The 22,739-nt window shown below is 61.1% G+C and carries 31 protein-coding genes; 15 read left to right on the top strand and 16 right to left on the bottom strand.

The window, feature by feature from the left end; translation table 11 throughout:
- Positions 1–8: 8 nt before the first annotated feature.
- From JOE69_RS14575 to rpsB, 8 genes are all read right to left on the bottom strand, one after another.
- Entirely contained in the window at positions 9–593 is a 585-nt protein-coding gene (locus JOE69_RS14575) for a DivIVA domain-containing protein (RefSeq protein ID WP_296364023.1), read from the bottom strand.
- A gap of 112 nt (positions 594–705) precedes the next feature.
- Positions 706–1,752 carry a phosphatidate cytidylyltransferase gene (locus tag JOE69_RS14570; protein ID WP_425545973.1) on the bottom strand — a complete coding sequence of 349 codons (1,047 nt, stop codon included), beginning with the start codon at positions 1,750–1,752 and terminating at the stop codon, positions 706–708.
- 242 nt (positions 1,753–1,994) lie between these two features.
- The gene (frr, locus tag JOE69_RS14565; protein ID WP_296364022.1) at positions 1,995–2,552 is read right to left on the bottom strand and encodes a ribosome recycling factor; all 558 of its coding nucleotides are present in this window, start codon (positions 2,550–2,552) and stop codon (positions 1,995–1,997) included.
- Between the two features lie 52 nt (positions 2,553–2,604).
- Complete coding sequence (gene pyrH / locus JOE69_RS14560) at positions 2,605–3,351, bottom strand: UMP kinase (protein WP_309799883.1); 747 nt, start codon at positions 3,349–3,351, stop codon at positions 2,605–2,607.
- A gap of 243 nt (positions 3,352–3,594) precedes the next feature.
- Complete coding sequence (locus tag JOE69_RS14555; protein WP_296364020.1) at positions 3,595–4,071, bottom strand: SRPBCC family protein; 477 nt, start codon at positions 4,069–4,071, stop codon at positions 3,595–3,597.
- Between the two features lie 14 nt (positions 4,072–4,085).
- The gene (locus JOE69_RS14550) at positions 4,086–4,430 is read right to left on the bottom strand and encodes an ArsR/SmtB family transcription factor (protein WP_296364019.1); all 345 of its coding nucleotides are present in this window, start codon (positions 4,428–4,430) and stop codon (positions 4,086–4,088) included.
- A 218-nt stretch (positions 4,431–4,648) separates the two neighbouring features.
- Positions 4,649–5,485, bottom strand: coding sequence for a translation elongation factor Ts (gene tsf, locus JOE69_RS14545; protein WP_296364018.1), 837 nt, complete (start codon positions 5,483–5,485; stop codon positions 4,649–4,651).
- A gap of 84 nt (positions 5,486–5,569) precedes the next feature.
- On the bottom strand, positions 5,570–6,472 hold the full coding sequence (gene rpsB, locus JOE69_RS14540; RefSeq protein ID WP_309799879.1) for a 30S ribosomal protein S2: 903 nt from the start codon (positions 6,470–6,472) through the stop codon (positions 5,570–5,572).
- A 300-nt stretch (positions 6,473–6,772) separates the two neighbouring features.
- Here rpsB and JOE69_RS14535 point away from each other — a divergent pair, with 300 nt between their 5' ends.
- Complete coding sequence (locus JOE69_RS14535) at positions 6,773–7,423, top strand: M23 family metallopeptidase (RefSeq protein WP_309799878.1); 651 nt, start codon at positions 6,773–6,775, stop codon at positions 7,421–7,423.
- On the opposite strand, the gene JOE69_RS14530 is transcribed toward JOE69_RS14535, so the two are convergent.
- The 3 genes from JOE69_RS14530 to JOE69_RS14520 form a co-directional block, all read right to left on the bottom strand.
- Positions 7,398–8,588 carry an acyl-CoA dehydrogenase family protein gene (locus JOE69_RS14530; protein ID WP_309799876.1) on the bottom strand — a complete coding sequence of 397 codons (1,191 nt, stop codon included), beginning with the start codon at positions 8,586–8,588 and terminating at the stop codon, positions 7,398–7,400. The genes JOE69_RS14535 and JOE69_RS14530 overlap by 26 nt on opposite strands.
- An 80-nt stretch (positions 8,589–8,668) precedes the next feature.
- Entirely contained in the window at positions 8,669–9,397 is a 729-nt protein-coding gene (locus JOE69_RS14525; RefSeq protein WP_309799874.1) for a type 1 glutamine amidotransferase, read from the bottom strand.
- A complete protein-coding gene (locus JOE69_RS14520; protein ID WP_309801312.1) occupies positions 9,394–10,746 on the bottom strand; it encodes a MurT ligase domain-containing protein in 1,353 nt (450 codons plus the stop codon). The genes JOE69_RS14525 and JOE69_RS14520 overlap by 4 nt, the downstream gene beginning before the upstream one ends.
- 190 nt (positions 10,747–10,936) lie before the next feature.
- On the opposite strand from JOE69_RS14520, the gene JOE69_RS14515 reads away from it, so the two are divergent.
- Both JOE69_RS14515 and JOE69_RS14510 read left to right on the top strand, forming a co-directional pair.
- Positions 10,937–11,551: a TetR/AcrR family transcriptional regulator gene (locus JOE69_RS14515; RefSeq protein WP_309799872.1), complete on the top strand. Its 615-nt coding sequence runs from the start codon at positions 10,937–10,939 to the stop codon at positions 11,549–11,551.
- Complete coding sequence (locus tag JOE69_RS14510; RefSeq protein WP_309799870.1) at positions 11,548–12,429, top strand: alpha/beta fold hydrolase; 882 nt, start codon at positions 11,548–11,550, stop codon at positions 12,427–12,429. The genes JOE69_RS14515 and JOE69_RS14510 overlap by 4 nt, the downstream gene beginning before the upstream one ends.
- 200 nt (positions 12,430–12,629) lie before the next feature.
- On the opposite strand, the gene JOE69_RS14505 is transcribed toward JOE69_RS14510, so the two are convergent.
- The 4 genes from JOE69_RS14505 to JOE69_RS14490 all read right to left on the bottom strand — a co-directional run bounded on the left by JOE69_RS14505 (position 12,630) and on the right by JOE69_RS14490 (position 16,462).
- Positions 12,630–13,796, bottom strand: coding sequence for a tyrosine-type recombinase/integrase (locus tag JOE69_RS14505; RefSeq protein WP_309799868.1), 1,167 nt, complete (start codon positions 13,794–13,796; stop codon positions 12,630–12,632).
- Complete coding sequence (locus tag JOE69_RS14500) at positions 13,793–14,746, bottom strand: exonuclease domain-containing protein (RefSeq protein WP_309801311.1); 954 nt, start codon at positions 14,744–14,746, stop codon at positions 13,793–13,795. The genes JOE69_RS14505 and JOE69_RS14500 overlap by 4 nt, the downstream gene beginning before the upstream one ends.
- 540 nt (positions 14,747–15,286) lie before the next feature.
- Positions 15,287–15,535 (bottom strand): hypothetical protein, encoded by a 249-nt coding sequence (locus tag JOE69_RS14495; RefSeq protein WP_309799866.1) that lies wholly within the window; start codon positions 15,533–15,535, stop codon positions 15,287–15,289.
- Between the two features lie 270 nt (positions 15,536–15,805).
- Positions 15,806–16,462 carry a helix-turn-helix domain-containing protein gene (locus JOE69_RS14490; RefSeq protein ID WP_309799864.1) on the bottom strand — a complete coding sequence of 219 codons (657 nt, stop codon included), beginning with the start codon at positions 16,460–16,462 and terminating at the stop codon, positions 15,806–15,808.
- Between the two features lie 166 nt (positions 16,463–16,628).
- On the opposite strand from JOE69_RS14490, the gene JOE69_RS17875 reads away from it, so the two are divergent.
- The 5 genes from JOE69_RS17875 to JOE69_RS14475 all read left to right on the top strand — a co-directional run bounded on the left by JOE69_RS17875 (position 16,629) and on the right by JOE69_RS14475 (position 18,947).
- Positions 16,629–16,949 (top strand): helix-turn-helix domain-containing protein, encoded by a 321-nt coding sequence (locus JOE69_RS17875; protein ID WP_374709717.1) that lies wholly within the window; start codon positions 16,629–16,631, stop codon positions 16,947–16,949.
- Positions 16,950–17,021: 72 nt separating this feature from the next.
- On the top strand, positions 17,022–17,798 hold the full coding sequence (locus tag JOE69_RS14485) for a phage antirepressor KilAC domain-containing protein (RefSeq protein ID WP_309799861.1): 777 nt from the start codon (positions 17,022–17,024) through the stop codon (positions 17,796–17,798).
- Positions 17,795–18,025: a helix-turn-helix domain-containing protein gene (locus JOE69_RS17870; RefSeq protein WP_374709716.1), complete on the top strand. Its 231-nt coding sequence runs from the start codon at positions 17,795–17,797 to the stop codon at positions 18,023–18,025. The genes JOE69_RS14485 and JOE69_RS17870 overlap by 4 nt, the downstream gene beginning before the upstream one ends.
- Entirely contained in the window at positions 18,022–18,621 is a 600-nt protein-coding gene (locus tag JOE69_RS14480) for a hypothetical protein (RefSeq protein ID WP_309799858.1), read from the top strand. Before JOE69_RS17870 ends, JOE69_RS14480 begins: the two co-directional genes overlap by 4 nt.
- 89 nt (positions 18,622–18,710) lie before the next feature.
- Complete coding sequence (locus JOE69_RS14475; RefSeq protein WP_309799856.1) at positions 18,711–18,947, top strand: hypothetical protein; 237 nt, start codon at positions 18,711–18,713, stop codon at positions 18,945–18,947.
- 167 nt (positions 18,948–19,114) lie between these two features.
- Here JOE69_RS14475 and JOE69_RS14470 read toward each other — a convergent pair whose 3' ends face one another.
- Complete coding sequence (locus tag JOE69_RS14470; protein ID WP_309799854.1) at positions 19,115–19,594, bottom strand: hypothetical protein; 480 nt, start codon at positions 19,592–19,594, stop codon at positions 19,115–19,117.
- Between the two features lie 41 nt (positions 19,595–19,635).
- On the opposite strand from JOE69_RS14470, the gene JOE69_RS14465 reads away from it, so the two are divergent.
- From JOE69_RS14465 to JOE69_RS14435, 7 genes are all read left to right on the top strand, one after another.
- On the top strand, positions 19,636–19,920 hold the full coding sequence (locus JOE69_RS14465; protein ID WP_309799852.1) for a hypothetical protein: 285 nt from the start codon (positions 19,636–19,638) through the stop codon (positions 19,918–19,920).
- A 106-nt stretch (positions 19,921–20,026) separates the two neighbouring features.
- Positions 20,027–20,161: a hypothetical protein gene (locus tag JOE69_RS14460; RefSeq protein ID WP_309799850.1), complete on the top strand. Its 135-nt coding sequence runs from the start codon at positions 20,027–20,029 to the stop codon at positions 20,159–20,161.
- Positions 20,161–20,703, top strand: coding sequence for a hypothetical protein (locus JOE69_RS14455; RefSeq protein WP_309799847.1), 543 nt, complete (start codon positions 20,161–20,163; stop codon positions 20,701–20,703). Before JOE69_RS14460 ends, JOE69_RS14455 begins: the two co-directional genes overlap by 1 nt.
- On the top strand, positions 20,700–21,251 hold the full coding sequence (locus tag JOE69_RS14450) for a hypothetical protein (RefSeq protein WP_309799845.1): 552 nt from the start codon (positions 20,700–20,702) through the stop codon (positions 21,249–21,251). The genes JOE69_RS14455 and JOE69_RS14450 overlap by 4 nt, the downstream gene beginning before the upstream one ends.
- Positions 21,248–21,613 (top strand): hypothetical protein, encoded by a 366-nt coding sequence (locus JOE69_RS14445; protein WP_309799843.1) that lies wholly within the window; start codon positions 21,248–21,250, stop codon positions 21,611–21,613. The genes JOE69_RS14450 and JOE69_RS14445 overlap by 4 nt, the downstream gene beginning before the upstream one ends.
- 380 nt (positions 21,614–21,993) lie before the next feature.
- A complete protein-coding gene (locus tag JOE69_RS14440) occupies positions 21,994–22,206 on the top strand; it encodes a hypothetical protein (RefSeq protein WP_309799841.1) in 213 nt (70 codons plus the stop codon).
- 239 nt (positions 22,207–22,445) lie between these two features.
- Entirely contained in the window at positions 22,446–22,634 is a 189-nt protein-coding gene (locus tag JOE69_RS14435) for a DUF6003 family protein (RefSeq protein ID WP_309799838.1), read from the top strand.
- Positions 22,635–22,739: the final 105 nt, after the last annotated feature.

The raw sequence follows: 22,739 nt of genomic DNA, 5'->3' as shown, positions 1-22,739 counted from the left end.
AGCGCGGCTCAGTCGATGGCGGCCATCAGTTCGACCACCCGGTCCAGGAAAGCATCGACTTGCTGCTCCTCATAGCCGTCTTTGCCTTGCGCCGGACTGAACACCGCCCGGCGCACCAGGTCGACGCTCAACGGCTTGTCGTGTTCGAAGTAGTCGAGCAGCTCGGCGCACAGCGCGTCGACGTCGGCCACGGAATAACTGCGCACATTCCGTTTGGGCCGGCGGAACCGCTCACCTTCCGCGCGGTGCAGCCGGGCCCGCAGCACGCTGGAGAGCCGGCCGATCTGCGCCATCCAGGCTTCTTCGCCTTTGCCCGCGATCAACGCGTCCCGTTCGCGCTGGGCGAAGACGTCTTCCAAACGGTCCAGCGCGGCGTCAACGGCTTGCGGTTCATAGCCGCCGCGGACCGCGTCGAAGGTCATCTCCCGCACGTCGTGGCTGGTCAGCGGCTTCTCCGCAGAATCCGCTCCGGTATAGATCGCACGGGCCGAGGCGAGGAACTGGTCCACCTGTCTGACGTTGTATCCGTAAGCCTTGCGATCCACGCGCGCAAAAGGAGCGCCCTGCGCCCGACCTTGAATTGTCTCTGCCACGCGAGTTCTTCCCCGTTCGTCTCTTCCATCGGCCGCACCGTAGCCGGCCGCAGTCATCTCAACATCCATCTTAAGCATGCTCCGTGTGGCTTGCCGCGACCCGGAGCGCGTTTCACAGGCCCTGCAACCAGTCGAGCAGACTGAAAAGCATGAAAGCAGCCGGCGCCGCGAACAGGATCGAGTCCAGCCGGTCCATCAGGCCACCGTGGCCGGGCAGGATGCTGGACATGTCTTTGACCCCGAGTTCGCGCTTGATCATGGATTCCGCCAAGTCGCCGGTGGTGCCGGCGAGCACGATGCCCACGGCCAGGACCACACCGACCCACCAGGCTTCGCGCAGCAGGAAAACCGAGGCCAGAACGCCGATCAGACTGGCGCCGAGCACCGAACCGATGAATCCTTCCCAGGACTTCTTCGGGCTGATCTTCGGTGCCATCGGGTGTTTGCCGAACAGTGCCCCGAAGAGGTAGCCGAAGGTGTCGCTGGCCACTACGAGCAGCAACACCGTGACCACTTTGAGCGCACCGAGTTCCGGCCAGCCGCCGCGGAAGGCCAATGCACTGGCCGGCCCGTCCGATGCCCGGATCAGCAACAGCACGAAGGAAATCAGGAAAGGGATCCAGGCGATCAGGAAAACCCCGGCGAAGATGCTCTGCCCGGTTCCCGGAGTTTCGTCGAGCGAGCGCCAGATCATCACGGCGAGCGCACAGGCGACCAACGCGAACAGCAACCCTTCGGCCCCGACGTAGTACCCCACGACCGGCATCGCCACCACGGAGAACATGATCGGCACGATCGGTACGACCACGCCGCGTTGCAGCAGCGCCCGGCTGACTTCCCAGACCCCCAACGCCGAGGCCAAAATCACCATCACCGCGAAAGCCGGGGGGTAAAAAAGCAGTCCGATCAGCACCACGACCAGCAAGGCCAAGCCGACGCCGATCGCAGCGGGCAAATTCCGGCCCGCCCTGGAAGGCTTTTCGCTCGGTGCGGTGATCTGTTCCGGCAATTGCAAGACGGCGGCGGCCTTGGAAGGCTGCACCGCGGGGTTCGCGAGCAGTGCCGCCGCGCCAGGCCTTCCCGGGGCGGTCGAGGCTGAATTCGCCGAGGCCGGCCTGGTCGGGATCGGCGGCACGGCTGCTGCCGGGCGCGCTTGCATGGCCTGCGCCGGCACCGCCGGAATCGCGCCGGTGATCGGGGTGCGCCGTCCGTCCAGCGAAGCCGGCCGGGCGGATTGCGGCGACGCCCGGTGCGCCGCGTTTTTGGCGTGCTTCTTTTCCGCCTCGCGTTCCGCGGCGCGCAACGCCCGCCGGCTGGGCAACGGCCGGTAGGCCGACGAGGTGTCAGTACGCGGGTCCGCGGCCTCGGCTGGACCGCCTGCTGCGCCGGGCGACTGGCTCATCAGACCTCGAGCAGCTCGGCTTCTTTGCGCTTGAGCAACTCGTCGATGGCCTCGGTGTGCGATTTGGTCAGACCGTCGAGTTCCTTCTCCGCGCGCGAGCCTTCGTCTTCACCGGCGTCGCCGTCTTTGACGATCTTGTCCAGGCCTTCCTTGGCCTTGCGCCGGATGTTCCGGATCGAGACCTTGGCGTCCTCGCCTTTGGTCCGGACGATCTTGACGTAGTCGCGACGGCGTTCCTCGGTGAGTTCCGGAATGACCACCCGGATCACGTTGCCGTCATTGGACGGGTTGGCGCCGATTTCCGAATTGCTCAACGCCTTCTCGATGTCCGCCAGTGCGTTGCGGTCGTACGGGCTGATCATCAGCACCCGGGCTTCCGGCACGGCGAAAGAGGCCAGCTGCTGCAACGGTGTGGGAGTTCCGTAGTAATCGACCATGACCTTCGAGTACATGGCCGGATTGGCCCGGCCGGTACGCACCGAGCTGAAATCCTCTTTGGCCACCTCGACGGCCTTGTCCATCTTCTCTTCGGCTTCGAGCAGCGTTTCTTCGATCACGGTCTCTCCTGGGTTACAGCAGTTTCGAAAAAGGGAATCTCAAGAGTCAATACTACGGGGTTACCAAGGTGCCCAGGCTCTCGCCGCGGATAGCCCGGGTGACATTCCCTTCGCCTTCCATGCCGAAGACCAACATCGAAAGATTGTTGTCTTTGCAGAGGCTGAACGCGGTCTGGTCCAAAACCCGGATATCGCGCTGCAACGCTTCGTTGTAGGTGAGGTGGTCGAGCTTCTGGGCGCTCGGATCCTTCCTCGGGTCCGCCGTGTACACGCCGTCCACGCCGTTCTTCGCCATCAGCACGATATCGGCGTGCACTTCCAACGCCCGCTGCGCAGCCACGGTATCGGTGGAGAAATAGGGCAACCCGGCGCCCGCGCCGAAAATCACCACGCGGCCTTTTTCCAAGTGCCGGATCGCGCGGCGCGGAATATAGGCTTCGGCGACCTGGCCCATCGTGATTGCACTCTGCACCCTGGTCTCCACGCCGGCCTGTTCCAGGAAGTCCTGCAGCGCCAAACAGTTCATCACGGTGCCCAGCATGCCCATGTAGTCGGCACGCGAACGGTCCATCCCGGATTGGGACAGTTCCGCGCCGCGGAAGAAGTTGCCGCCGCCCACCACGATCGCCACCTCGACTTCGCCCTCGGTCGCCGCGATCTGCCGGGCGATGCCCTGCACCGTCGCCGGGTCCAGACCCACCTCGCCGCCGCCGAACACTTCGCCGGAAAGCTTCAACAGGACCCGCCGCTTGGTCTTCGCCGGAATGTTGATGGCATCGTTGTCTTGTGTGTTTTCCATGGGCCATCCCTCGTATCAATGCGGTTGGGGGTTTCGCGAACGCTTGAGCCAGATTATCCTGCGCGACTGCCGGGGAGCGAATATCCACGCGTGACGCTGGTCTCCAGCGCCCCCGGCGCTGCCCGCAGCCGGGGATCGCGATCAGCCATCCGACGGCAAGCGGCCGCAGCCCGGCCCCGGATCCGATCGGGTCCGGGGCCGGGCTGCGGCCGCTCGAGGGTGGCCGACCGGCCCGGGCGGGTTTCAGGCCAGCAGTTCCGCCAACCTCTCATAGCCTTCGCTGACCCCGACCTCCATGCCGCTCTGCAGCATCTGCTCCCGGGTCTCGGTCGAGGGGTAAGTGGCGGTGGAGACGATCCGGGTCCGCCCCGGCCCGGCTTCTTCGAACGTCATCACTTCGATCGAGACGCTGCCCGGGAAACCCAGGTATTCGAAGGTCTGGATGATCTGCTCATTGGGCCGCACGGTGTGGAACATGCCGCGGAAACCGAATTCTGCGCCGTCCTGATCGATGTGCGCATAGGCATAACCGCCACCGCTGACTACTTGCCACTGTTCGATTTTCATGGTGAGCCGGCGCGGCCCCAGCCACTGCACCACCAGTTCCGGATCGGCATAGGCCTGGAAAACCCGGTCGACCGGTGCGTCGATTTCCCGGATCAAGGTGATGTTCTGGCTGCCGGAATCGGCAATGATTTCGAGTTTGTTCTGCGTTGCCATCTCACTTCTCCTTTTCAGATGCGACCCGCTTCAGCAGGGCCGGCGTCGAGGACTTCCTCCAACCTGTGGAACTTCTCCCCGACCGATGAGCTGTATTCGTTGATCCAGCCGGTCAGCTGGGCCAAGTTGTCCTTGATCAAATGGCAGGGGCGCTTCTGCGCATCCCGGCTGCGGCTGATCAAGCCGGCAGCTTCCAAAACCTGCAGGTGTTTGGAAATTGCTTGGATGGACACGTCGAAGGGAGCGGCCAGCTCCTTCACCGTGGCGTCGGAGATCGACAGCCTGGCGATGATCCGGCGCCGGATCGGATCGCCCAAAGCGGCGAACGCCCGGTCCAGACGGTCTTCGTCGAATTCCATTATTCAACCCTTTCTTTGATCAACCAATAGGTTGATCAAAACAAGTCAACCACAGTCCGGCCAAATATTCAACCAGTTGATTGAATACTCTTTGCTGGATCGATCCGGTCCGCTGAGACTCGCCACACCATGACGCGGCATCCCGGGTACGCAAAAGGCCCGCCCCGGGAAACCCGGAACAGGCCTTTTGCTGGAACGTGCAGCTGGAACCCGGTGAATCAGGCTCCGACGCGGAACCGGGCGAACCCGCCGGCTTTGGCGCCAGCGGCTTCCAGAACCTGCGCCACGCTCTGCTTGGCGTCCTTGGCGAACGGCTGGTCGAGCAGCACGTTTTCCTTGAAGAAGCCGGTCAACCGGCCTTCGACGATCTTGGTCAACGCGGCTTCCGGCTTGCCTTCGGCACGCGCGGTCTCGTCGGCGATCCGACGCTCGCTGTCAACCAGTTCGGCCGGAACATCTTCGCGGACCAAGTAGTTGGGTGAATAAGCTGCGATGTGCACCGCAACATCGTGCACCGCGGTGGTCGCGGCCTCGCCGGAACCCTCCGCAGCGAACAGGACGCCGACCTGGGCCGGCAAATCCTTCGAGGTCTTGTGCAAGTACGCATCGACCACGGCGCCGGTGACCCGGGCCAGACGGCGGATCGCGACCTTTTCGCCCAGCAGTGCGCCGGCTTCGATGACCAATTCGGACAACGGCTTGCCGTCCACGTCGGCAGCCAGAAGCGCGTCGACGTCCGCTGCGCCGGAGGCCACAGCAGCAGCCAGGGCCTTGTTGGCGAACTCGATGAACGGGGCGGACTTGGCCACGAAGTCGGTCTCGCAATTGACCTCGACCATGACCCCGACGCCGTTCTCGACGGTTGCGGCAACCAGGCCTTCAGCAGTAGAACGGCCTTCGCGCTTGGTGGCACCCTTGAGACCCTTGATCCGGATCAGTTCGAGCGCCTTCTCGGCGTTGCCGTCAGCCTCGTCCAGGGCCTTCTTCACGTCCATCATGCCAGCGCCGGTGCGCTCGCGGAGTGCCTTGATATCAGCGGCGGTGTAGTTCGCCATGTGAACTCCTGTTATGTCGTTGATTTGACCCGACTCAAACGTGTGGTGCGCCACGCGAGCGCACCACACGTCATCGTTCGGAAGTTACTTGGTGTCGTCGGCTTCGGTGGTCTCCGCCTCGGCAGCCGGAGCAGCCGCTTCGGCCGGGGCCTCGGCAACTGCTTCAGCCGGAGCTTCCGCAGCGGCTTCGGCGACCGGGGCTTCGGCAGCTTCGGTGTTCGAGGTCTCGAGCAATTCGCGCTCCCACTCGGCCAGCGGCTCTGCGGCGGCGGCCTCGTCGGTACCGGTCGCCTTGGCGTTGCGGGCGATCAAGCCCTCGGCAACGGCGTCGGCGATCACGCGGGTCAGGATGTTCACGGAACGGATCGCGTCGTCGTTGCCCGGGATCGGGAAATCGACTTCGTCGGGATCGCAGTTGGTGTCCAGGATGGCAACCACCGGGATGTTGAGCTTCTTCGCTTCGTCGATCGCGAGGTGCTCTTTCTTGGTGTCGACGATCCAGATGACCGAGGGCACCTTGTTCAGGTTGCGGATGCCGCCGAGGTTGCTTTCGAGCTTGGTCAGCTCGCGCTTGAGCAGCAGCAGTTCCTTCTTGGTGTGCCCGGAAGCCGCAACGTCCTCGAAGTTGATCTCTTCGAGTTCTTTCATGCGCTGGATCCGCTTGGCCACGGTCTGGAAGTTGGTCATCATGCCACCGAGCCAGCGGTGGTTGACGTACGGCTGGCCGACCCGGGTGGCCTGCTCGGAAATGGCTTCCTGAGCCTGCTTCTTGGTGCCGACGAAGAGCACGGTTCCGCCGTGGGCCACAGTGGCCTTGACGAATTCGTAGGCGCGGTCGATGTAGGACAACGACTGCTGCAAGTCGATGATGTAGATGCCGTTGCGCTCGGTGAGGATGAATCGCTTCATCTTCGGGTTCCAACGGCGGGTCTGGTGACCGAAATGTACGCCGCTGTTCAACAGCTGGCGCATGGTTACGACGGGCATGCCGGCGCTCCTTTGTGTTTGGATGTTTACGGTTGTTCCTGGTGCCCAGTCTGCGCTCCTTCCCTCAGCTCCGCCGGAGCGGATTCGAAGGACCGAAAGGAGCGCAACCCTGCCGTCGGATCGAGCTCGACGACGTTGGATTTGGACACGCGTAGTCAGCGCACATACGCGCGCTGCAATTACCAGTGTACAGCACCCGTTCCAGGGGACTCACCCGGCACAACCGCAAGAAATCACCGGTTTCCACACATCACCGGTGTCACGGTTGAGCTGGCCGGGCCACGACGGCAGAGTTGCCGGATGAGGATTCTTTCCGCAGCCCGCCCGGCCGGCTGGCTACTGGCCTTGCTGCTCGCGGCCTGGCCGGCGGTCCCCGCCGAACGTCCTGACCCCGACCGGAGCGGCGCCTGGGAATGGCCGCTTGCGCCACAACCGGAAATCCACAGACCCTTCGACCCGCCGGAACGCGATTGGCTGCCCGGGCACCGCGGCGTCGACCTCGCCGCAGTGCCCGGCCAAGACGTGCTCTCGCCGGCGGCCGGCACCGTGAGCTTCTCCGGCTGGCTGGTCGACCGCTACGTGCTGGCCATCGAGCACGGTGGCTTGCGCAGCAGTTTCGAACCGGTGCGCTCCAGCCTCGCGCCGGGCCAGGCAGTGCAACGGAGCCAGCCCATCGGCAGGATCGAGACCGAGCTGCCCGGCCGCGCCGGACCGCCAGTGCCGGCCGAATCGGAACCGGGCTCCCCCACCGAGGCTACCGGGCCGGCCGGGCATTGCTCGGCTGAAGCCGCCGGCTGCCTGCATTGGGGCGTTCGGCGTGGTCAGGTCTATCTCGACCCGCTGGACTTCCTCCGTGACCGCCGGCCGTCGGTCCTGCTGTCGTTCGCAGAACCGATTGCGGCAATCCGGACCGGCCCCGGGAAGATCAGACGATGGCCGAAATCCCGGTGATCGCCCGAGCGGTGACCAAGGAGTTGATTTCGTAGGTGCCCTCGTAGGAGTAAATCGCCTCGGCATCGGCGAAGATCTTGGCCATCTCGTAATCGGTCACGATGCCGTTGCCGCCGAGAATGCTGCGGCCCAGCGCCACCGATTCGCGCATCCGGGCCGTGGTGAAGGCTTTGGCGAGCGCCGATTGTTCGTCTTTTGCCTCGCCGAGGTCTTCGAGTTGGGAAAGCCGCACCATCATGCCCATGGAAGCCACGGCATTGCCCAGGATCTGCACCAGCTGGTCCTGGATCAGCTGGAAGGAAGCCAGCGGCCGGCCGAATTGGAGCCGCTCCACCGCGTAGCGCCGGGCCACGTCGAAGGTCGCCAATTGCTGGCCGACGGCCTGCCAGGCCACGGCCAGGCGGGTGACCTTGAGCACCTTGTTGGTGTCCCGGAAGGAGTTCCCGTGCACCAGCTTGAAAGCATCCGAAATCACCACGTTCTCCAGCGTGATATCGGCGTTCTGCACCGTGCGCAGCGCGATCTTGTTCTCGATCTTGGTCGCGGTGTACCCCGGGGTCGAGGTGTCCACCATGAAGGCTTTCACCTGGTTGTCGTCGACGTCGCGGGCGAAAATGACGACCCAATCGGAAAACGTCGCATTGCCGATCCAGCGCTTGGCGCCGTTGAGGATCCAGTTGTCCCCGTCGCGCTTGGCCGTGGTCCGGGTGCCGCCGGCCACATCCGATCCGCCGAGCGGCTCGGTCAGCCCGAAAGCACCGATTTTTTTGAGCGCGTAGATGTCCGGGAGCCAGCGTGCCTTTTGCTCCTCCGAGGCCATCACTTCGATCGAGCCGGTGAACAGACCGTCATGGACGCCCATGAAAGTGGCGATCGAAGCATCGGCGCGGGTGAACTCAGCATGCACGATGCCGGCGAAAAGGTTGCTGTAGCCCTGTCTGCGGACCGGGCTCATCACGTCCAATTCGGCGATCTTCGGGATGAGGTCCATCGGGAACTCGGCCCGATTCCAGTGATCGACAGCCACCGGCTTGACCTCTTTGGCCAAGAAGTCGCGGATCTGCTGCAACCGCTCGCGTTCGGCGTCGCTGAGCAACTGCTCGAACGCATAGAAGTCACCGTCGGCATACGGCAGATTGTTTACGTCAACGTCGAATTTGGACATCATCATCCTTCTCAAAGTTATGTTACTCGTGAGTAACATACCTCATTTCGCCCGGTTCCGTAAAGCAATCCGGGTCCGTCTCATTTGTCCAAGATATGCTGCCGGGCCCGTTCCGTGTAGATCTTGTTGATCTCCGGCTCGGCCTGCCGAATCTCGACCGGACCGTATTTCCGCTCGATCGCCGTGCTGATCAGGAAATCCGCGATCGCGGGGTTTTTGGGCAAAACCGGCCCGTGGAAATACGTGCCGACCACGTTGCGGTGCAGGGCGCCTTCGGTCCGGTCGTCACCGTTGTTGCCGAAGCCGGTCCGGACTTTGCCCAGCGCGGCGGAGCCGGGACCGAGCGTAGTCTTGCCGCTGTGGTTCTCGAAGCCCACCACCGGGCCGAACCGCTCGCTGTCGATCACGGCATTCCCGGTCAGCCGCTTGCTGGCGCCGAAGGTCTCCGCGTCGAAGACGCCGATCCCGGTGAGCACCTCCCCGGTGACCGTGGTGAACGAACGGCCGAACAGTTGGTAGAGACCGCACACCATGAGCATCGGCATGCCGTCCTCAGCGAAGCCGCGCAGCCGGTCGGCAATCTGCTGCAGGTCGTCGTGGATCTTGATCTGCCCACTGTCTTGGCCGCCGCCGCCGATGATGATGTCGACGTCGTCCGGAAAGTTCTCGCCCTGGTGGTACTCCGACATGACCGCCTGGTATCCGCACCATTCCAGCCGACGCTTCAAGACCAAAGCGTTGCCCCAGTCTCCGTAGAGGTTCATGTCCCTCGGGTAGAGCTGCAGGACCGAAATGCTCGGGCGGCTCATCGGATCACCTCCACGGCGACGACTTTGCCGAGTTTCCGGCGGATGGTACGCATTGCAGTGTAGGTGCAGAAAATGCGTTTGGGCTGGTCCCGGTGCTCGGCGAGAAGCTGCTTGAGCGCTTCCCCGAGATCCGGCGTCACGGTGCCGACCGGCAAGTCTTCATAGTTCAGGCGCAGCGCCATGTCGAAAGCCCGGCTGCCCGCGGAACGGATCGAAGCAGCGCTGGCCAAGGAATCGAAATCGACGTCCCAGAGCCAGGAGACGTCTTGTCCGTCGGCGTAGTCGTCGTTGATCGCGATCATGGTCGCCCAGCCGTCCGAGTCGAACGATTGCAGCGCCGAGCGGAATCCGCTGGGATTTTTCACCAGCACCAATTCCAAAGGCTGCCCGTCGATCTGGAAAGTCTCGCCCCGACCGAAGGCCGGCGTCACCTCGGACAGCGACTGCAGCAACGCGGCCCGGTCGACAGCCTCACCCAGGACGGCGCGGACCAGGGCCAAGGCGGCTGCGGCGTTGAGGTAGTTGTAGACGCCGCGCACCATGAGCGCGGTTTCGACCGGCTGGTCCCCCACCAGGAATCCGGCCGAGCTTCCAGACACCTCGGTCAGCACCACGTCTGCGGCCAGCAGCTCCAGCGCCGGCGCTTCCGATGCCTCGGCGCCCGCAGGCGCAGACCGGTGGTCCGGATGCCGTTGTTCACCGAGTTCGTCGTCACTGGGGAACAAACTCTGCAAGGATCCCTGGTAGCCGAAGAACCGCACGGCCTTGCCGGACTCACCCGCGGCGATCCCGATCCGGGCCAACCTCGGATCATCCCGATTGGTCACCACCGTCCCAGTGGTCGCCGAAGCGATGATTTCCAGCAACTTGGCCGTGGTGTCGATTTCGCCGAACCGGTCCAACTGGTCCCGCATGACGTTGAGCAGCAGGCTGGACCGGGGCGGGATGCGCCGGACGAATTCCGCGGCGTGGGCTTCATCGAGCTCCAGGACCGCGACGTCGGCCGCCAGCCGGCCGCGCAGATCGACGGCACCGATCAGGGCCGCAGCCACGCCGCGGCTGAAATTGCTCCCGGTCGGGTTGGTGAAGACCTTCAGCCCCTGCTTTTCCAGCATGCTGGTCACCATTTTGGTCGTGGTGGTCTTGCCGTTCGTGCCGCTGATCACGACCACGCCGTACGGCAACGAACCGAGCGCGCGTTGCACGAATCCGGGATCCAGCCGTTCGAGCGCCAAGCCGGGCAGCGCGGAGCCGCCGCCGCGCAGCCGGCCGAGGAATTTCAGCGTTTTGCCGACCAGCAATGGGGCCAGTCTGGACTTAGTTTCCAAAAGATCCACCCCCGGGAACATGCGTTGCGAGCGCGCAAAAGAGAGCACCGATCATCTAAGGAACACTATTACAGGATGGCCGGATCGGGTAAATACCGACCGCTGTGCGCAGAGCCCGGAAAAGTAAGATACGATACGAAACGTGCCGTATATAAATACTTCGAACCGAACCCCGCACCCGCCCCGAGGCCGGCCGCGGGATGAACAGCTGATGCAGCGAATCCTGGCCGCAGTCAGTGCTGTTCTGGCCGAATCCGGTTACGAAGGCGTCTCCTTCGAAGAAGTCGCCCGCCGCTCCGGAGCCGCCAAAGCCAGCTTGTACCGCCGCTGGAGTTCGAAACAGGAGATGGTCGTCGCCGCGCTCAAGGCCGGGCCCGCGCAACCCACGGCGTCGGCCGAGATCGACACCGGGAGCTTGCGCGGGGATCTGCTGGAACTGGCCCGCCGGCTCGACCGGACGATGCGGGCCAGCGACAGCAAAACCGGGATGCTGCTGCTCCAAGCCGGGCTCGAGGACCCCGACCTCTGCCAGGCGATCGAGGCGTCGGTCGGCCCGACCGGAGCACGCTTGCCCCGCAGCGTGCTCGACGCCGCAATCGGCCGCGGCGAGTTGCCGTCGGACGCCGACCCGTTCCCGTTCGAAGAAGTACTCGGCTCGACCCTGCTGCTCCGGCGGGTCAACGGGGTACCGGTCGACGAGGCCTATCTCGAGACCCTGGTCGACGTGGTCCTCCTGCCGGCCCTGCGCGCTACCACCGGACGGCAGCGCCCGCTGCCCAGCGGTATTTTTTCTGGAAACCCACGTCACACTATGGAGGGCAAATGAACACCTTGGCCATCGAGGGCTTCGACTACCGGACGATTCCGGGCGCCGGCGGGATCGGGATCAATGTCGCCGTCGCCGGCTCCGGCCCGGCCTTGGTCCTGCTGCACGGCTTCCCGCAGACCCACTACATGTGGCGCCACGTGGCGCGGCGGCTGACCGACGCGCACACCGTGATCGTGCCGGATCTGCGCGGCTACGGAAACAGCGGCAAACCGATCGCGACCGGGCCGGAGACCTACTCGAAGCGCACCATGGCCGAGGACATCGTGCAGATCGCCCGGGACCTCGGGTTCAGCCGATTCGGCGTCGTCGGCCACGACCGCGGGGCTTTGGTCGGCGTCCGGGCCGGCCTCGACCACCCGGAAGCCGTCGCCTATCTGGGCATCCTGGATGTCTTGCCGACGCTCGACACCTGGGAGGTGCTGCACGGCGTGGACGCGAAGATCGCCTGGCACCTCTTCCTGATGGCGCAGCCGGCCGGACTGCCGGAGCGGATGATCGCCGCCGTCGGGCCGGATTTCTTCGCTTCGTTCCTGGACGGCTGGGATACCGACGGTGCCAGCTTCACTCCGGCCGAACGCGACTACTACGTGGCCAGTTCGATTGCCGCCGTCGACTCGATCGTCGCGGACTACCGGGCCACTGCCGGGATCGACCTCGAACTGGACCGGGCTGACCGCGCCAACGGCGTCCAGCTGGCCATGCCGGTCGGCGTGATTTCGCAGGACTGGGGCTCGCAACTCGGTTTCGACGCCGCTGCCCTCTGGCGGGCCTGGGCTCCGGATCTGGACTACCAGGCAATCGACGCCGGGCACTTCATGGCCGAGGCGAAACCCGATCAGATCGCGGCTTTCATCACCGCGCTGGCGGCCCGCTGAACCCGTTGCCATCGACTGGACCGCGAAAACAGCGGCCGGGCCCCTTACGGGGCCCGGCCGCTGTTTTCGTTCGTTCCGGGGTAGGGCCACTGGGACTTGAACCCAGGACCAAGGGATTATGAGTTTGCTGTGATACACATTCTGGGAAGTCCTGGCCGCGCAAAATCCTTGAAAATCCAAGGTTTTCAATCGAGCTTACGTCACTCAGAATCACGGCTGATCACCTCATAAGGTGCAGCATAAGGTGCAGCAAGGCGATTCATTTTCTTGGCCAACTCCTTTTTCCGCTCGGCCAGGGCGTGTGTATAAGTATTCAAAGTGAAGGATGGGCTTGCGTGGCCGAAGACCTCTGCAATCGTCGCGATATCGGTACCGTTGGCCACCATAACCGATGCGGCCGTGTGTCTTGCGACGTATCGGCGCTGCCTAGGCAGGCCGGCCCGATCGAGAAGCCTTTGCCACTCGGTCACATCGAGTCCTGGCCGCAGCGGCTGCCCGTTGCGCTGCGTAAAGACGAAGGCCGTCGGTCGCCCTTCATCCTCCCACGGTGCCCACTCGTCTCCAGCTTCCAGCATTTCCCGCAGCTGATCAGCTCGCCTTTTGGCAAGCATGTCGATTAGGTATTCGGGTAGATCGATGAGCCGATCACCTTTCGCGGTCTTGGGCAGTGCCACCCGAACGAGGCCCTTACCGGGAATATTTTGCAATTGCTGATGAACGTGCAGCTGCCCCTTCTCAAAATCTACGTCAGGCCATTCGAGTGCGGTCGCTTCCCCCGGCCGAAGCCCGTATTGGAGTGAAAGGAACCAACGGGCCTCGTAGCGATTCCCAATTGCAGCCCTGAAGCAGGCGTCAAGGTCAGCTTCCGACAGCGCCTCGGTCCTCGGCTTACCAACTGATGGAGGCTTGACGAGCGCGGCGACATTCCTGCCAACATGCCCACGCCAAACAGCATGCTTGAGAGCAACGCGGATGATCGAGTGGACCTGATGGCGGGTGGAGCCGGAAAGCCCGCGGCTCTCCATATCCGCGTACAACCGTTCAAGGTGCTCAAGTCCTAGTTTGTCGAGCGGCACGCCATGCAACGGTTCGATGTAGTTTTCGACGTAGTTGCGGTAGCCGACCTTGGTGCTTTCCCGATGCTCGGAGATGCTAAGCCAATGATCCAACCACTCTTTTAAGGTCGGAACCTTACCAACAGAAAGTTCGCCTTGATCTCGGCGTGAAAGCAGATGTCTACGCAACTGTGCGGCTTCAGCCTTCGTCTTAGCTGAAAAGTACTTGCGCTTGCCGTTTACGGTGACGTAGCCGCGCCAGCCGGAATCAGTCTTGAAGGCCGTCCCTTCACCTTTTGCTGCCCTACTCATGCCTTATGATTCTGGTTTTTCAGAGATCGGTAGAAAGCGATTGCATCTGTTTCGTTCAGAAGCGCTAAGAAGTCGCTCTCAACAATGATTTCGATGCGCTGTCCGGAGGCGGCCGCCGACTCTGCTTTCTTGTGCTTCGAGCTTTTATCTGCACCGACTGCTAGCGAGCTGGGATCAAACTCGCCCAGGACGAGAAGCGATGTCTTTTTCGTCACGCCGGCTGTGACTGCGGCCCCCATCGAGGCTACTAGCTGCTGGGCTTGGGCTCGTGAGAAAGCCTTCAGATCCCCGCTGAAGCATACGACCTCACCAAAGAGCGGGTTGTTAGGATCGGCGTCAAGGTTCGCATCCGGTCGCACGGTCTGCTTGCTTGCATATTGGGAGCCAGCAGACCGTTTTTTCGGTCGAGCCGGCCACATCTGCGGGATGCTTTCTAGGTTATAGCTGTATGCCAGGTAAAGCGCCAGGTCGGCAGCAACTCGCGCGTCATCTTCAGCAGAATGATGTCTCAGCTGATTGAGACCAAAGAGCGATGCAAGGTCGTTGAGCCGATAGGAGTCCAGTTCTGGACTTATTCGTCTCGCTAAACGCGCCGTGCAGAAAAAGTCGAATGCTGGCGCTGAAATTTCGGCGGCTTGCGACGCCATGTTGACAACGGACTTTTCAAATGAAGCATTGTGCGCAACGAGTGGATCACCAGCTGCGTATTCGACAATCCATTGCAGCACTGCCGGCCAGCGAGGAGCGTCGGTAACTTGTACCGGCGTTATCCCGTGGATTGAAATGTTGTAAGGGTCGAAGCCCAAACCGTCAGGTGGGTAGATCAGAGTGGACGCCGTATGAACTATCTGACCGTCAACGACTTTGGCAAGCCCCACGGAGCACGCCGAAGCACGTTTGGCATTCGCCGTCTCGAAGTCGATTGCTGTAAAAGAAATCCCCGCTGTCATTTTTTCCACTCCCCGTTTTGAAAAATTCAAAGAATTGGGCGCATCTTCTGGATGGGCCGGTGGTGCGAACGGTCTGCAAGCCCTTCTTATCCTGGAACTTATCTACTCATTTTCAACCAACGCTGCTCGTTCGTGGGCTCGTAAATATTCGATCCTGTCAGTGAGGACCATGGGGACAACCCACAACTCGTCAGCGACTTCTGGGATTGATTTTGACCACCGGCTGGCAGCTATCAACGCCTCAAGGCTGATGAGTCTCCGCGCTGTTTCAACGCGCACGTCGATTTCGGCTGCTGTCGTTTGGCATATGGTGTGGCCGCGTCTGAGGTGAACCAGCTCGTGGGTCAGAACGCAGCGCCGTTCTACCTGTTGGAGGTTTTTGTCCAACCAGATCGTGTCGATGCCGTTCGTTCTCCCCGGCCAAGGCCCAGACATTTCGACCAGGTGAAGATTGACGTGGCCGAGGTTTCGGAGTTCCCGCCACGGATGGTAGAAGTCGTCATTCCCGTCCGGTGCCATCCTATTGCCCTGCAACTCGTCTCACGGACGGGCTGCGTCGCACATGACTTTGCCTGTGCCGTTCTTTTTGGACAGTGTTTTTCCATCAAGCAGGATTTCGCATGATGAGTTGGTTGCGGTTGTTTTGCCTTGAACGTTGAGAACGAAGCCGATCTGGTTGCCTTGAGGTGTTGACTTCTCCCACGAGCCCGAAACATCTCGCGCTGGTGGCTCTTCCGGAGACGCCGTGTAGAAAATGTCGGCACCCTCTGTGGTGACCCTGTAAGTCACCGTGCCGGCCTCCGACTCGGGGGCAACTTGGACTTGGGTGGTTGTGGTCCCTGATGGCTTTTCGGTGGGTTGGGGTGCGCTGCTACTAGCCGCAGTACTTGACGGACCGGCGCACCCCGACAAAGCGTAAACAGCCAGTACGACTGCTGCGATGGTTCCTACCTTTTTCATGGGCCCTCAGGTCTATTTCGGTCCGGTTGATGGGAAGTTGAAAAGCTTACTGTGACAGTAGCAAGCGTGTCCGACGATTTACAGACTGGGAGATATTTTTCAGTCGTGCGCCGGGGCTTCCTGCGACTCTTCGCCACGCACGTCACCGTCACGACGCTCCTGGGCTTCCTCAGTATCCAAGGGCGGATGAGCAGCCAACCCATAGAGATCGCTGTGCTCGACTTGTCCAGTTTCATCGACCGGCGTTCCGGCCTCCTTTTTGGGCTTACGGCGCATTCGCCTCAGTACTTCACGTGCCAGCTCTTCGTCGCTGAACCAAGAGAGAAAGCGACCGCCTTGGTCGCGTTTGCCCTCATTGTCTTGCCCAGTGTCGATCCAAAGATGGAAGTCCCGTGCTGTCGCGGAATCTTCATAATGCTGTAGCTCCCTTTCCGGGTCGAATTCCGGCGCGGGATTGCTTGCAATATGCTCTGCCCAAGACTGCCCAACCATCTCGGCGGCGACATCCTCCCTTCCAATTTCCTGAAAGTATTCACTGGAAAGGTCGAGACTCCTCGCCATCCTAGCCACCGTCTCAGCCGGGCCAATCACCGGCACCATCAACCCCTGGCCAACATTCTGATAGCCATTGACGATTTGGCGCCAGCGTGCTTCGGAGAGGCCGACCTTCCTAGCCGCCGCTCGAGTTGAGATTCCAAGTGCCCGCTGCCTGCTCGCAATCGCCTTGCCTTCTGGCGTCTGTTGTGGTTTTTCCATACCGATACCGTCTCCGAGAACCTTTGCGAAGTCAACATGAGCACTTCGCAAAATAGTTCGCAATTACAGGGATGTAATTCAGCATCTTAGCAGATCAGAGCACACTTCGCTGCGCACTTGTGCGAAGTGATTGACGTTCGCAAAAGTTCGCACTAATGTTTTGCATATGAAGATTAGCGCTCGAACTCATCGAATGAGTCCGCTCGACCACAGCCCTGAGGCTCTTCGCTGGGCGTTGAAGATGACCGGCTTGAGCCAGAAGGAGTTCGCCTTGAAGTGTGGGATCTCTCCGTCACACGTTTCAGAGATCCTGGGCGGAACGCGAAATGCTAAACCCGCTTTGCTGCGTTCGATGTCACGCGCGTTGAATTGCCCAATTGTGGTTTTGCAAGCGAAGCTGAGCGCCGAACAGAACCAACTCACACCAGCGGCTAAAGGTCAGATTGAGAAGACGAGCGACGTGGGAGCCTTGCGTCTAAGGGCATAAAGAAATGAAGTCCGGCTCCCCCTCCAAGGACAGCCGGACTTCACAACGTACTAACAGTGAGGAGCTTATCAAATGAGCGAAGTAGCAGACCAGTCCAGCGACCTCGTGTCCGTGGTTGATGGTGAGTCGGTGACGACGAGCCTGAGGATTGCTGAAGGTGTCGGCAACGACCACAAACCAGTCATTCGCCTGATCCGCGACAATCAGGGCGATCTTGAAGAGTTCGGAAGGGTGCGTTTTGAAAACGCACCCTTTGAAACCCCTGGCGGAGTCCAGCAGCGGGAAGTCGCTTTGCTCAACGAGCAGCAGGCTACCTTGTTGTTGACGTACATGCGGAATAACGATGTGGTGCGGTTGTTCAAGAAACGCCTGGTCCGGGCATTCTTCGAACTGGCAAAGCTCGCCCAGCAGCCGAAGCCGGAGCCGTCTTTTGAGCAGATGACGTTGACGGTCCTGACCGGACTTAAGGACAAAGTTGAAGAGCAGGCGCTAGAACTTGAGGTTGCCCGGCCCAAGGCGGAGGCGTTCGATTCGTTTCTGTCCACCATCGGGGATTATTCCCTCAACGAAGCAGCAAAAGTGATCTCCAGAGAAGAATCTATCCTGATCGGTGAGCACCGGTTACGGGATCGGTTGATGGAGTGGCGGTGGATGTTCCGGGATGGCCGTTCGAAACCGCGTGCGATGCAGTCGCATGTGGACTGCGGGCGTCTGGTGGAGAAAGCCCAATTCCACTACCACCCTTCTACTGGTGAAAAAGTATTGGACGCACCCCAGGTGAGAGTTACGGCCAGGGGTATCGCCGCCATCCGGGAACGACTTCTCAAGGAAGCGATGGTTTCGGCATGAATCGCCAACTTTCCCGAACCGCGACCAATGTGCATGAAGCCGTCCGTCTGTACTCGACACGGAAAGCAGCCGAGGTCTTGGACATGTCTCCAGGCTGGGTTAGAGCGCGGATCCACGATGGTTCGTTGCGGGCTGTGGAGTTCGGAAGTAGTCGTGAGAAGTGGAAGGTGCGTGCCGATGACCTCCAAGCCTTCATTGATGCGCGAACCGACAAGGCCCCAGCATGAACAGCCCAAACGCAGAGCTCAGCATAGGCGAGCGAGAGCTTCTTGGGCGGGTCACTGAAGCGTCAATCCGGCGCAGGCTTGAGGCAACGTTCATGTATGCAAAGACGTTCCAACCGCCGATGGGGTTCCGGTTCGATGCGATGTCTGCGTGGGCTGATTCTGAAATCTTCGAATGGCAGGGGCCGGAGGCGTATGACGACGACAAGAACGTCGGAGTCTGGACCCGGTGGACTCCCGACTCCGGCGTGGAAGTGGTTTTCGATGCAGTGTCTAGCTGGTTGCCCGCGGGCAAGATTGAGGTTGTTGGAAGGGTAGTTAATCGCCTTGTCCAGCAGTTGATTTCAGATCCCAAACCTTGCGCAGGAGAAGAACCCATGGACAACGACCAATTTTCGTCCGGCGAATCCAAAGACAGCGGCGAAGAGAACAAGACAGACAAGCCAAAACGGGTCCTCACACCTGAGGAGATCGCATTTCGCGCTCCCACCGGCCCTGGCCGACCGTCGTACGACGAGTGCATTAGGAATGCTGCCGAGATTCTGGCCCGTCACCTGCCGCGACGCGTAGCGGATGAGCGCAAAGACGACGACAGCTAGTCGGACGCTACACAACCACGTTTTCTGGGCGGTAAGCGCCCTCCCGCTCCGAGGTTCGCCACGGACGTTGATACGAGAGGGGTTCTGTCATGCCCGAAATGACTATTACCGGTTTCGAAGCCCGCATCAGTAGTTACGCGGCTGAGCATCACATTCCGCTGAGCCGCAGCAAGGCTCAGCGTCTCGCGCTTCGACTGTGCAGGCAACAAATCATCGCAGATGAGGAGTATCTGACGCTGATGTTTAGGCGCATCACTTACCATGACCCGACCGGTGATGAGGCTGCCCGAAATATTGATGGAGGAGGCCGCGATGGCTTGGTTTAGAAAACGAAAAACAATGGGACGCAAAAATCCGACAATTCACCCATATGGCGATGTGATCGCGTATCTCCGACAGGGGTACAACACGAGACTAGATTACAGTACGAAGCCGATGACAGTTAGCTATATTCTTTTGCCTCCCGGGGAGGAGCATTTCTATCGGTTCTCAATTAAAGAGGACGACGCTTCGGCTTCTGCCCGTTCAGCTCTTCTCGAGCGAGTTCCTCAACATAAAGGGTCCTGAGGTTTTTGGGTGGCCAATCCGTCGAGTCGCGATCAAAAATCCGCTTCTCAAGTTCACCCCTGCCGTCTGTCCAAATCAGGTGGACTGATGAGACCTGCCCGAATGGCGAGGCGACTTCGAACCTCACGGACTGACCCACTTGCAGCACGGGAAAGAACATAGCGCCGTGATTCTCGAACTCGTTGATCGGGATGAACGTCACTCCGGCCGCGACAGCAGGCCCGTTGTTGTTCAACACACCTTTTAGCCAACCCGTTTCAGCTTCTTCGACACCAACCTCAACCAAAGCTGTAAGGGCCGCTTGAGAGGCTTTCGCAGCACGCCGAGACGTTAGAGCTGAAGTCCAAGCAGCCACCGCTGAGGCGGTCGCCGCAATGGCCGCGAGGGCCGTGATCAGCCAATCCATCTTTTCCTCTCGTAAGTCACCAAGAATCTGAGGAGGTTTCCGTGACTCCCTATTATGAACCGTTTTTCTCTCATCACCCGACGATCGATACGACCACGACGGAGGCTGACGCAGCCCAATGGGCCTTGTACGTCCTGGGTGATCGGGAGTATGGGCGCGCACCCGGTTCCGGGCATCGGGCGCTCATCGATGCCTATGCCAATGTGGACGCCTACCATCAGGGCCTCTTCCGGCGGACCTGGCCAACGATTTTCGACGCCGTGGAGCAGGCCCGCACGGCGGCTGGTAAGCAGCAGCTTCGTGACTTCCTGGACCGTGGCGTATGAGCGCTGTCCAGATCATTGTCCGTCAGGCCGTCTACACCGTGGGTGTGGCGGTCTTTCTTATTTTGCCGCCCATGACGGCTGCCGCTCCAGGGGCGGTGCTGACCCGATGAGCACCGTGGACCAGGTTTTTGAGCAGATCGTCGGCCAACAGTCCATCGACGATGTGGATTTCGATGCGCAAGCGGATGCGATGCAAACCCGTGTCGAAGACGCGTCCGACGCCTACAGGAAGGGCGAGTAATGCCCAAAGACTTCAAAGGCCCCCTTGATTACATCGATGTGGCTACCCGGATTGTCGATTTCCGCACCAAACACCCGGAAGGATCACTCCAGCAGGTCAAGTACGAGGTGCTTGAAGTCGGCGGGCGCACTTTCCTTGCCTTCACCGCGGCAGCGTACAGGACACCCGATGATGAACGCCCCGGCATAGGTACGGCGTGGGAGCCCATTCCAGGGCCAACGCCTTTCACCCGCGATTCAGAGCTCCAGAACGCGGAAACAGCCGCGTGGGGCCGGGCTATCGTCGCCGCCTTGGCCGCCGACACGAAACACGGCATCGCCTCGAGTGAGGAAGTACGCAACCGGCAGCAACCCGCCCCGTGGAGTGAGGAACGGGTTACCAGCCTCATCAAGCTTTCCCGTGGCGATGTGGATGCGCTCCGCAAAGCCTGGGCTGAGGCGAAAAACCACGGCACTCCCCCAGGCCTGCTCGACCTGATTCAGAACGCAGCGACCGCCAATGATGACGGCACACAAGAACCCCTCGAAGGAGTAGTGCAATGACCGACACGAAGGCGCAGAATCTTCGCTTTTTGTTGATGAAGACCATCGCGGACCTGGCTAAGTCGCTCACTGATGACGAACGGAAGAATGTCCAAGCCTCGCTACTGGAGCTGTTCGAGAGCACCGATTCTAAGAGCTTCGCCGTCCGCATCCCCGGCGGGGAGAAAGTGGCCACGTTCACCTTGAATGAGCCGTCACCGAAGAACAAGATTGACGCTCCGGCTTTGCTGGACTGGGCACGGACCCACCGCCCGGATCTGGTCGAAACCGTGTACCACCCGGCCACCGAGGCGTGGCAGGAACAACGCCTGTGCGTCTCCGCAGAGGCCGAAATCGTGAGGGACTTCAAACTGGCGGGCACTAGCTACATCACCGCCGACGATGAGCCCGTCGTGGGCATCGAGTATGTTCCGTCCGGTGCCCCAAAGTCTTTCACCGTCCGATACGAAAAAGGCGGACAGGAAAGGGTGATTGAGGCGTGGCGCGACGGCGAACTTGCCGGGATTGATCTGGGAGGAAGCCTCCCCATGATCGGGGACGCACCATGAGCGGCGCACTTCATGATTTGAACCTGCATCTCATCGACTGGGACAAACAACTGCGCGAACAAGAGCAGGTAAACCGTGAGGCGGCGGAGGCAGAAGCCACCTACCGCCGGCTACGGTCAAAAGCCCTGACCACTGCCAAGTTCCATGACCCGAAAATCAGCCTCGGACTGGCCGAAGCAATCGCAGACGCTGACGAGCAGGTTTCAGCCGCTCTTACGGCCCGGCTGATCACCAACGCCCGGGCGGAGAGCATCAGGTCCCGGCTGGCGTGGTTCAGAGCAAAAGCCGACGCGGGCCGCTCTGAAGTCGCCAACGACCGCGCAGCCTCACAACTCTACGCATCCCATGGGAGGGACGCATGACCGGCCCCACTACTAAAACCCGCCAACTCGTCTGCCTACGCGATAACTTTCACTGCCAATGGTGCGGCGGATACGTGGATGTGCAATCGGGTTGGTATTCACTCCAGCATCGCAGAGCACGCGGCATGGGCGAGGTCCAAACAGGACTGGATCAACTCCCCCGGAAACCTGGTCCTGGTCCACGGCACAGGCACCACCCAATGCCACGGAGAAATCGAATCCCACCCCGTCGAGGCTGCCGGTCGGGGCTTCCGCCTCGGAATCGGTCAACACCCGGACTCTGACCCTATTGAGGACAGCGACGGCGACCGCTGGATACTCAGCAGCCGCGGAACCAAAATCGCCTACGCCATCCCCCCAAGCGGAAAGGAGACCACAACGTGAGCAAGGTCCTGGAAAACATCAAGCCCCGGCATGGTTTGAACGTCCGGCTCACGGACCGGGCCGGGATCTGGCAGTGCTTAGACAAGTCGCCCAAGCAGGGTGGTTGGCGGATGCTCGCCGTGGACAATGAGGCCAGAGAGTCCGGAACCTACGCGGAAGCCACTTACCGGACGATGCGACCACACAACTGGGATGGCGCCGATGAGTGACCTGCGGTGCTGTGCACGCTGCCGGACGCCATACAACTGCGGCAACAAAGCGTGCCTGTGCCACCCCGCTGGCCCAGACTATGCCCGCCTGATCTTGGAGGCTCAAGCAAGCCGGGCCGCGTTCGAAATCGCCTACGCCCGCGGCGAGCGTGATCCCGATACCGGCGTGACGCCGAACAAATAGGTAGATGTCAGATATACAGGAATACAGGAATACAGCTTTAATGAGAGGCGTGGATGTGTCTGAGCAGGAGAAGCGGCGGCTGTTGCGCGCCCTTGAGAAGAACCGGAAGCTCCGGGACAAAGCGATCCACGAGCGGGACGACCTGATCCGGGAAGCTTTCAAAGCGGGCATTCCCCGTGCAGCTATCGCTGAAATGACCGGGATGAGCATGGCGCACATCTATCACATCGCAAAGTCCGCCTAGCTAAAAATCTGTGCTTATCCTGTGGAAAATGGCGAGGGTTCGATCGATTAGATTCGACCCTGCTCGATTGCATTCGATTCTATACGATTGTCGGCACTGATCGCC

Origin of the sequence: Arthrobacter russicus, assembly GCF_031454135.1 — a bacterium.
In the GTDB taxonomy this organism is placed as follows: Bacteria; Actinomycetota; Actinomycetes; order Actinomycetales; family Micrococcaceae; genus Renibacterium; species Renibacterium russicum.
This window is presented reverse-complemented; position numbering and strand designations above follow the sequence as displayed.

Excerpts from the sequence above, each read along its gene's own strand:
- JOE69_RS14570 (WP_425545973.1), bottom strand. The coding sequence starts at position 1,752 with ATGCAAGCGCGCCCGGCAGCAGCCGTGCCGCCGATCCCGACCAGGCCG.
- pyrH (WP_309799883.1), bottom strand. The coding sequence starts at position 3,351 with ATGGAAAACACACAAGACAACGATGCCATCAACATTCCGGCGAAGACC.
- JOE69_RS14555 (WP_296364020.1), bottom strand. The coding sequence starts at position 4,071 with ATGGCAACGCAGAACAAACTCGAAATCATTGCCGATTCCGGCAGCCAG.
- JOE69_RS14550 (WP_296364019.1), bottom strand. The coding sequence starts at position 4,430 with ATGGAATTCGACGAAGACCGTCTGGACCGGGCGTTCGCCGCTTTGGGC.
- tsf (WP_296364018.1), bottom strand. The coding sequence starts at position 5,485 with ATGGCGAACTACACCGCCGCTGATATCAAGGCACTCCGCGAGCGCACC.
- rpsB (WP_309799879.1), bottom strand. The coding sequence starts at position 6,472 with ATGCCCGTCGTAACCATGCGCCAGCTGTTGAACAGCGGCGTACATTTC.
- JOE69_RS14535 (WP_309799878.1), top strand. The coding sequence starts at position 6,773 with ATGAGGATTCTTTCCGCAGCCCGCCCGGCCGGCTGGCTACTGGCCTTG.
- JOE69_RS14530 (WP_309799876.1), bottom strand. The coding sequence starts at position 8,588 with ATGTCCAAATTCGACGTTGACGTAAACAATCTGCCGTATGCCGACGGT.
- JOE69_RS14525 (WP_309799874.1), bottom strand. The coding sequence starts at position 9,397 with ATGAGCCGCCCGAGCATTTCGGTCCTGCAGCTCTACCCGAGGGACATG.
- JOE69_RS14520 (WP_309801312.1), bottom strand. The coding sequence starts at position 10,746 with ATGTTCCCGGGGGTGGATCTTTTGGAAACTAAGTCCAGACTGGCCCCA.
- JOE69_RS14515 (WP_309799872.1), top strand. The coding sequence starts at position 10,937 with ATGCAGCGAATCCTGGCCGCAGTCAGTGCTGTTCTGGCCGAATCCGGT.
- JOE69_RS14510 (WP_309799870.1), top strand. The coding sequence starts at position 11,548 with ATGAACACCTTGGCCATCGAGGGCTTCGACTACCGGACGATTCCGGGC.
- JOE69_RS14505 (WP_309799868.1), bottom strand. The coding sequence starts at position 13,796 with ATGAGTAGGGCAGCAAAAGGTGAAGGGACGGCCTTCAAGACTGATTCC.
- JOE69_RS14500 (WP_309801311.1), bottom strand. The coding sequence starts at position 14,746 with ATGACAGCGGGGATTTCTTTTACAGCAATCGACTTCGAGACGGCGAAT.
- JOE69_RS14490 (WP_309799864.1), bottom strand. The coding sequence starts at position 16,462 with ATGGAAAAACCACAACAGACGCCAGAAGGCAAGGCGATTGCGAGCAGG.
- JOE69_RS17875 (WP_374709717.1), top strand. The coding sequence starts at position 16,629 with ATGAAGATTAGCGCTCGAACTCATCGAATGAGTCCGCTCGACCACAGC.
- JOE69_RS14485 (WP_309799861.1), top strand. The coding sequence starts at position 17,022 with ATGAGCGAAGTAGCAGACCAGTCCAGCGACCTCGTGTCCGTGGTTGAT.
- JOE69_RS17870 (WP_374709716.1), top strand. The coding sequence starts at position 17,795 with ATGAATCGCCAACTTTCCCGAACCGCGACCAATGTGCATGAAGCCGTC.
- JOE69_RS14480 (WP_309799858.1), top strand. The coding sequence starts at position 18,022 with ATGAACAGCCCAAACGCAGAGCTCAGCATAGGCGAGCGAGAGCTTCTT.
- JOE69_RS14475 (WP_309799856.1), top strand. The coding sequence starts at position 18,711 with ATGCCCGAAATGACTATTACCGGTTTCGAAGCCCGCATCAGTAGTTAC.
- JOE69_RS14470 (WP_309799854.1), bottom strand. The coding sequence starts at position 19,594 with ATGGATTGGCTGATCACGGCCCTCGCGGCCATTGCGGCGACCGCCTCA.
- JOE69_RS14460 (WP_309799850.1), top strand. The coding sequence starts at position 20,027 with ATGAGCACCGTGGACCAGGTTTTTGAGCAGATCGTCGGCCAACAGTCC.
- JOE69_RS14455 (WP_309799847.1), top strand. The coding sequence starts at position 20,161 with ATGCCCAAAGACTTCAAAGGCCCCCTTGATTACATCGATGTGGCTACC.
- JOE69_RS14450 (WP_309799845.1), top strand. The coding sequence starts at position 20,700 with ATGACCGACACGAAGGCGCAGAATCTTCGCTTTTTGTTGATGAAGACC.
- JOE69_RS14445 (WP_309799843.1), top strand. The coding sequence starts at position 21,248 with ATGAGCGGCGCACTTCATGATTTGAACCTGCATCTCATCGACTGGGAC.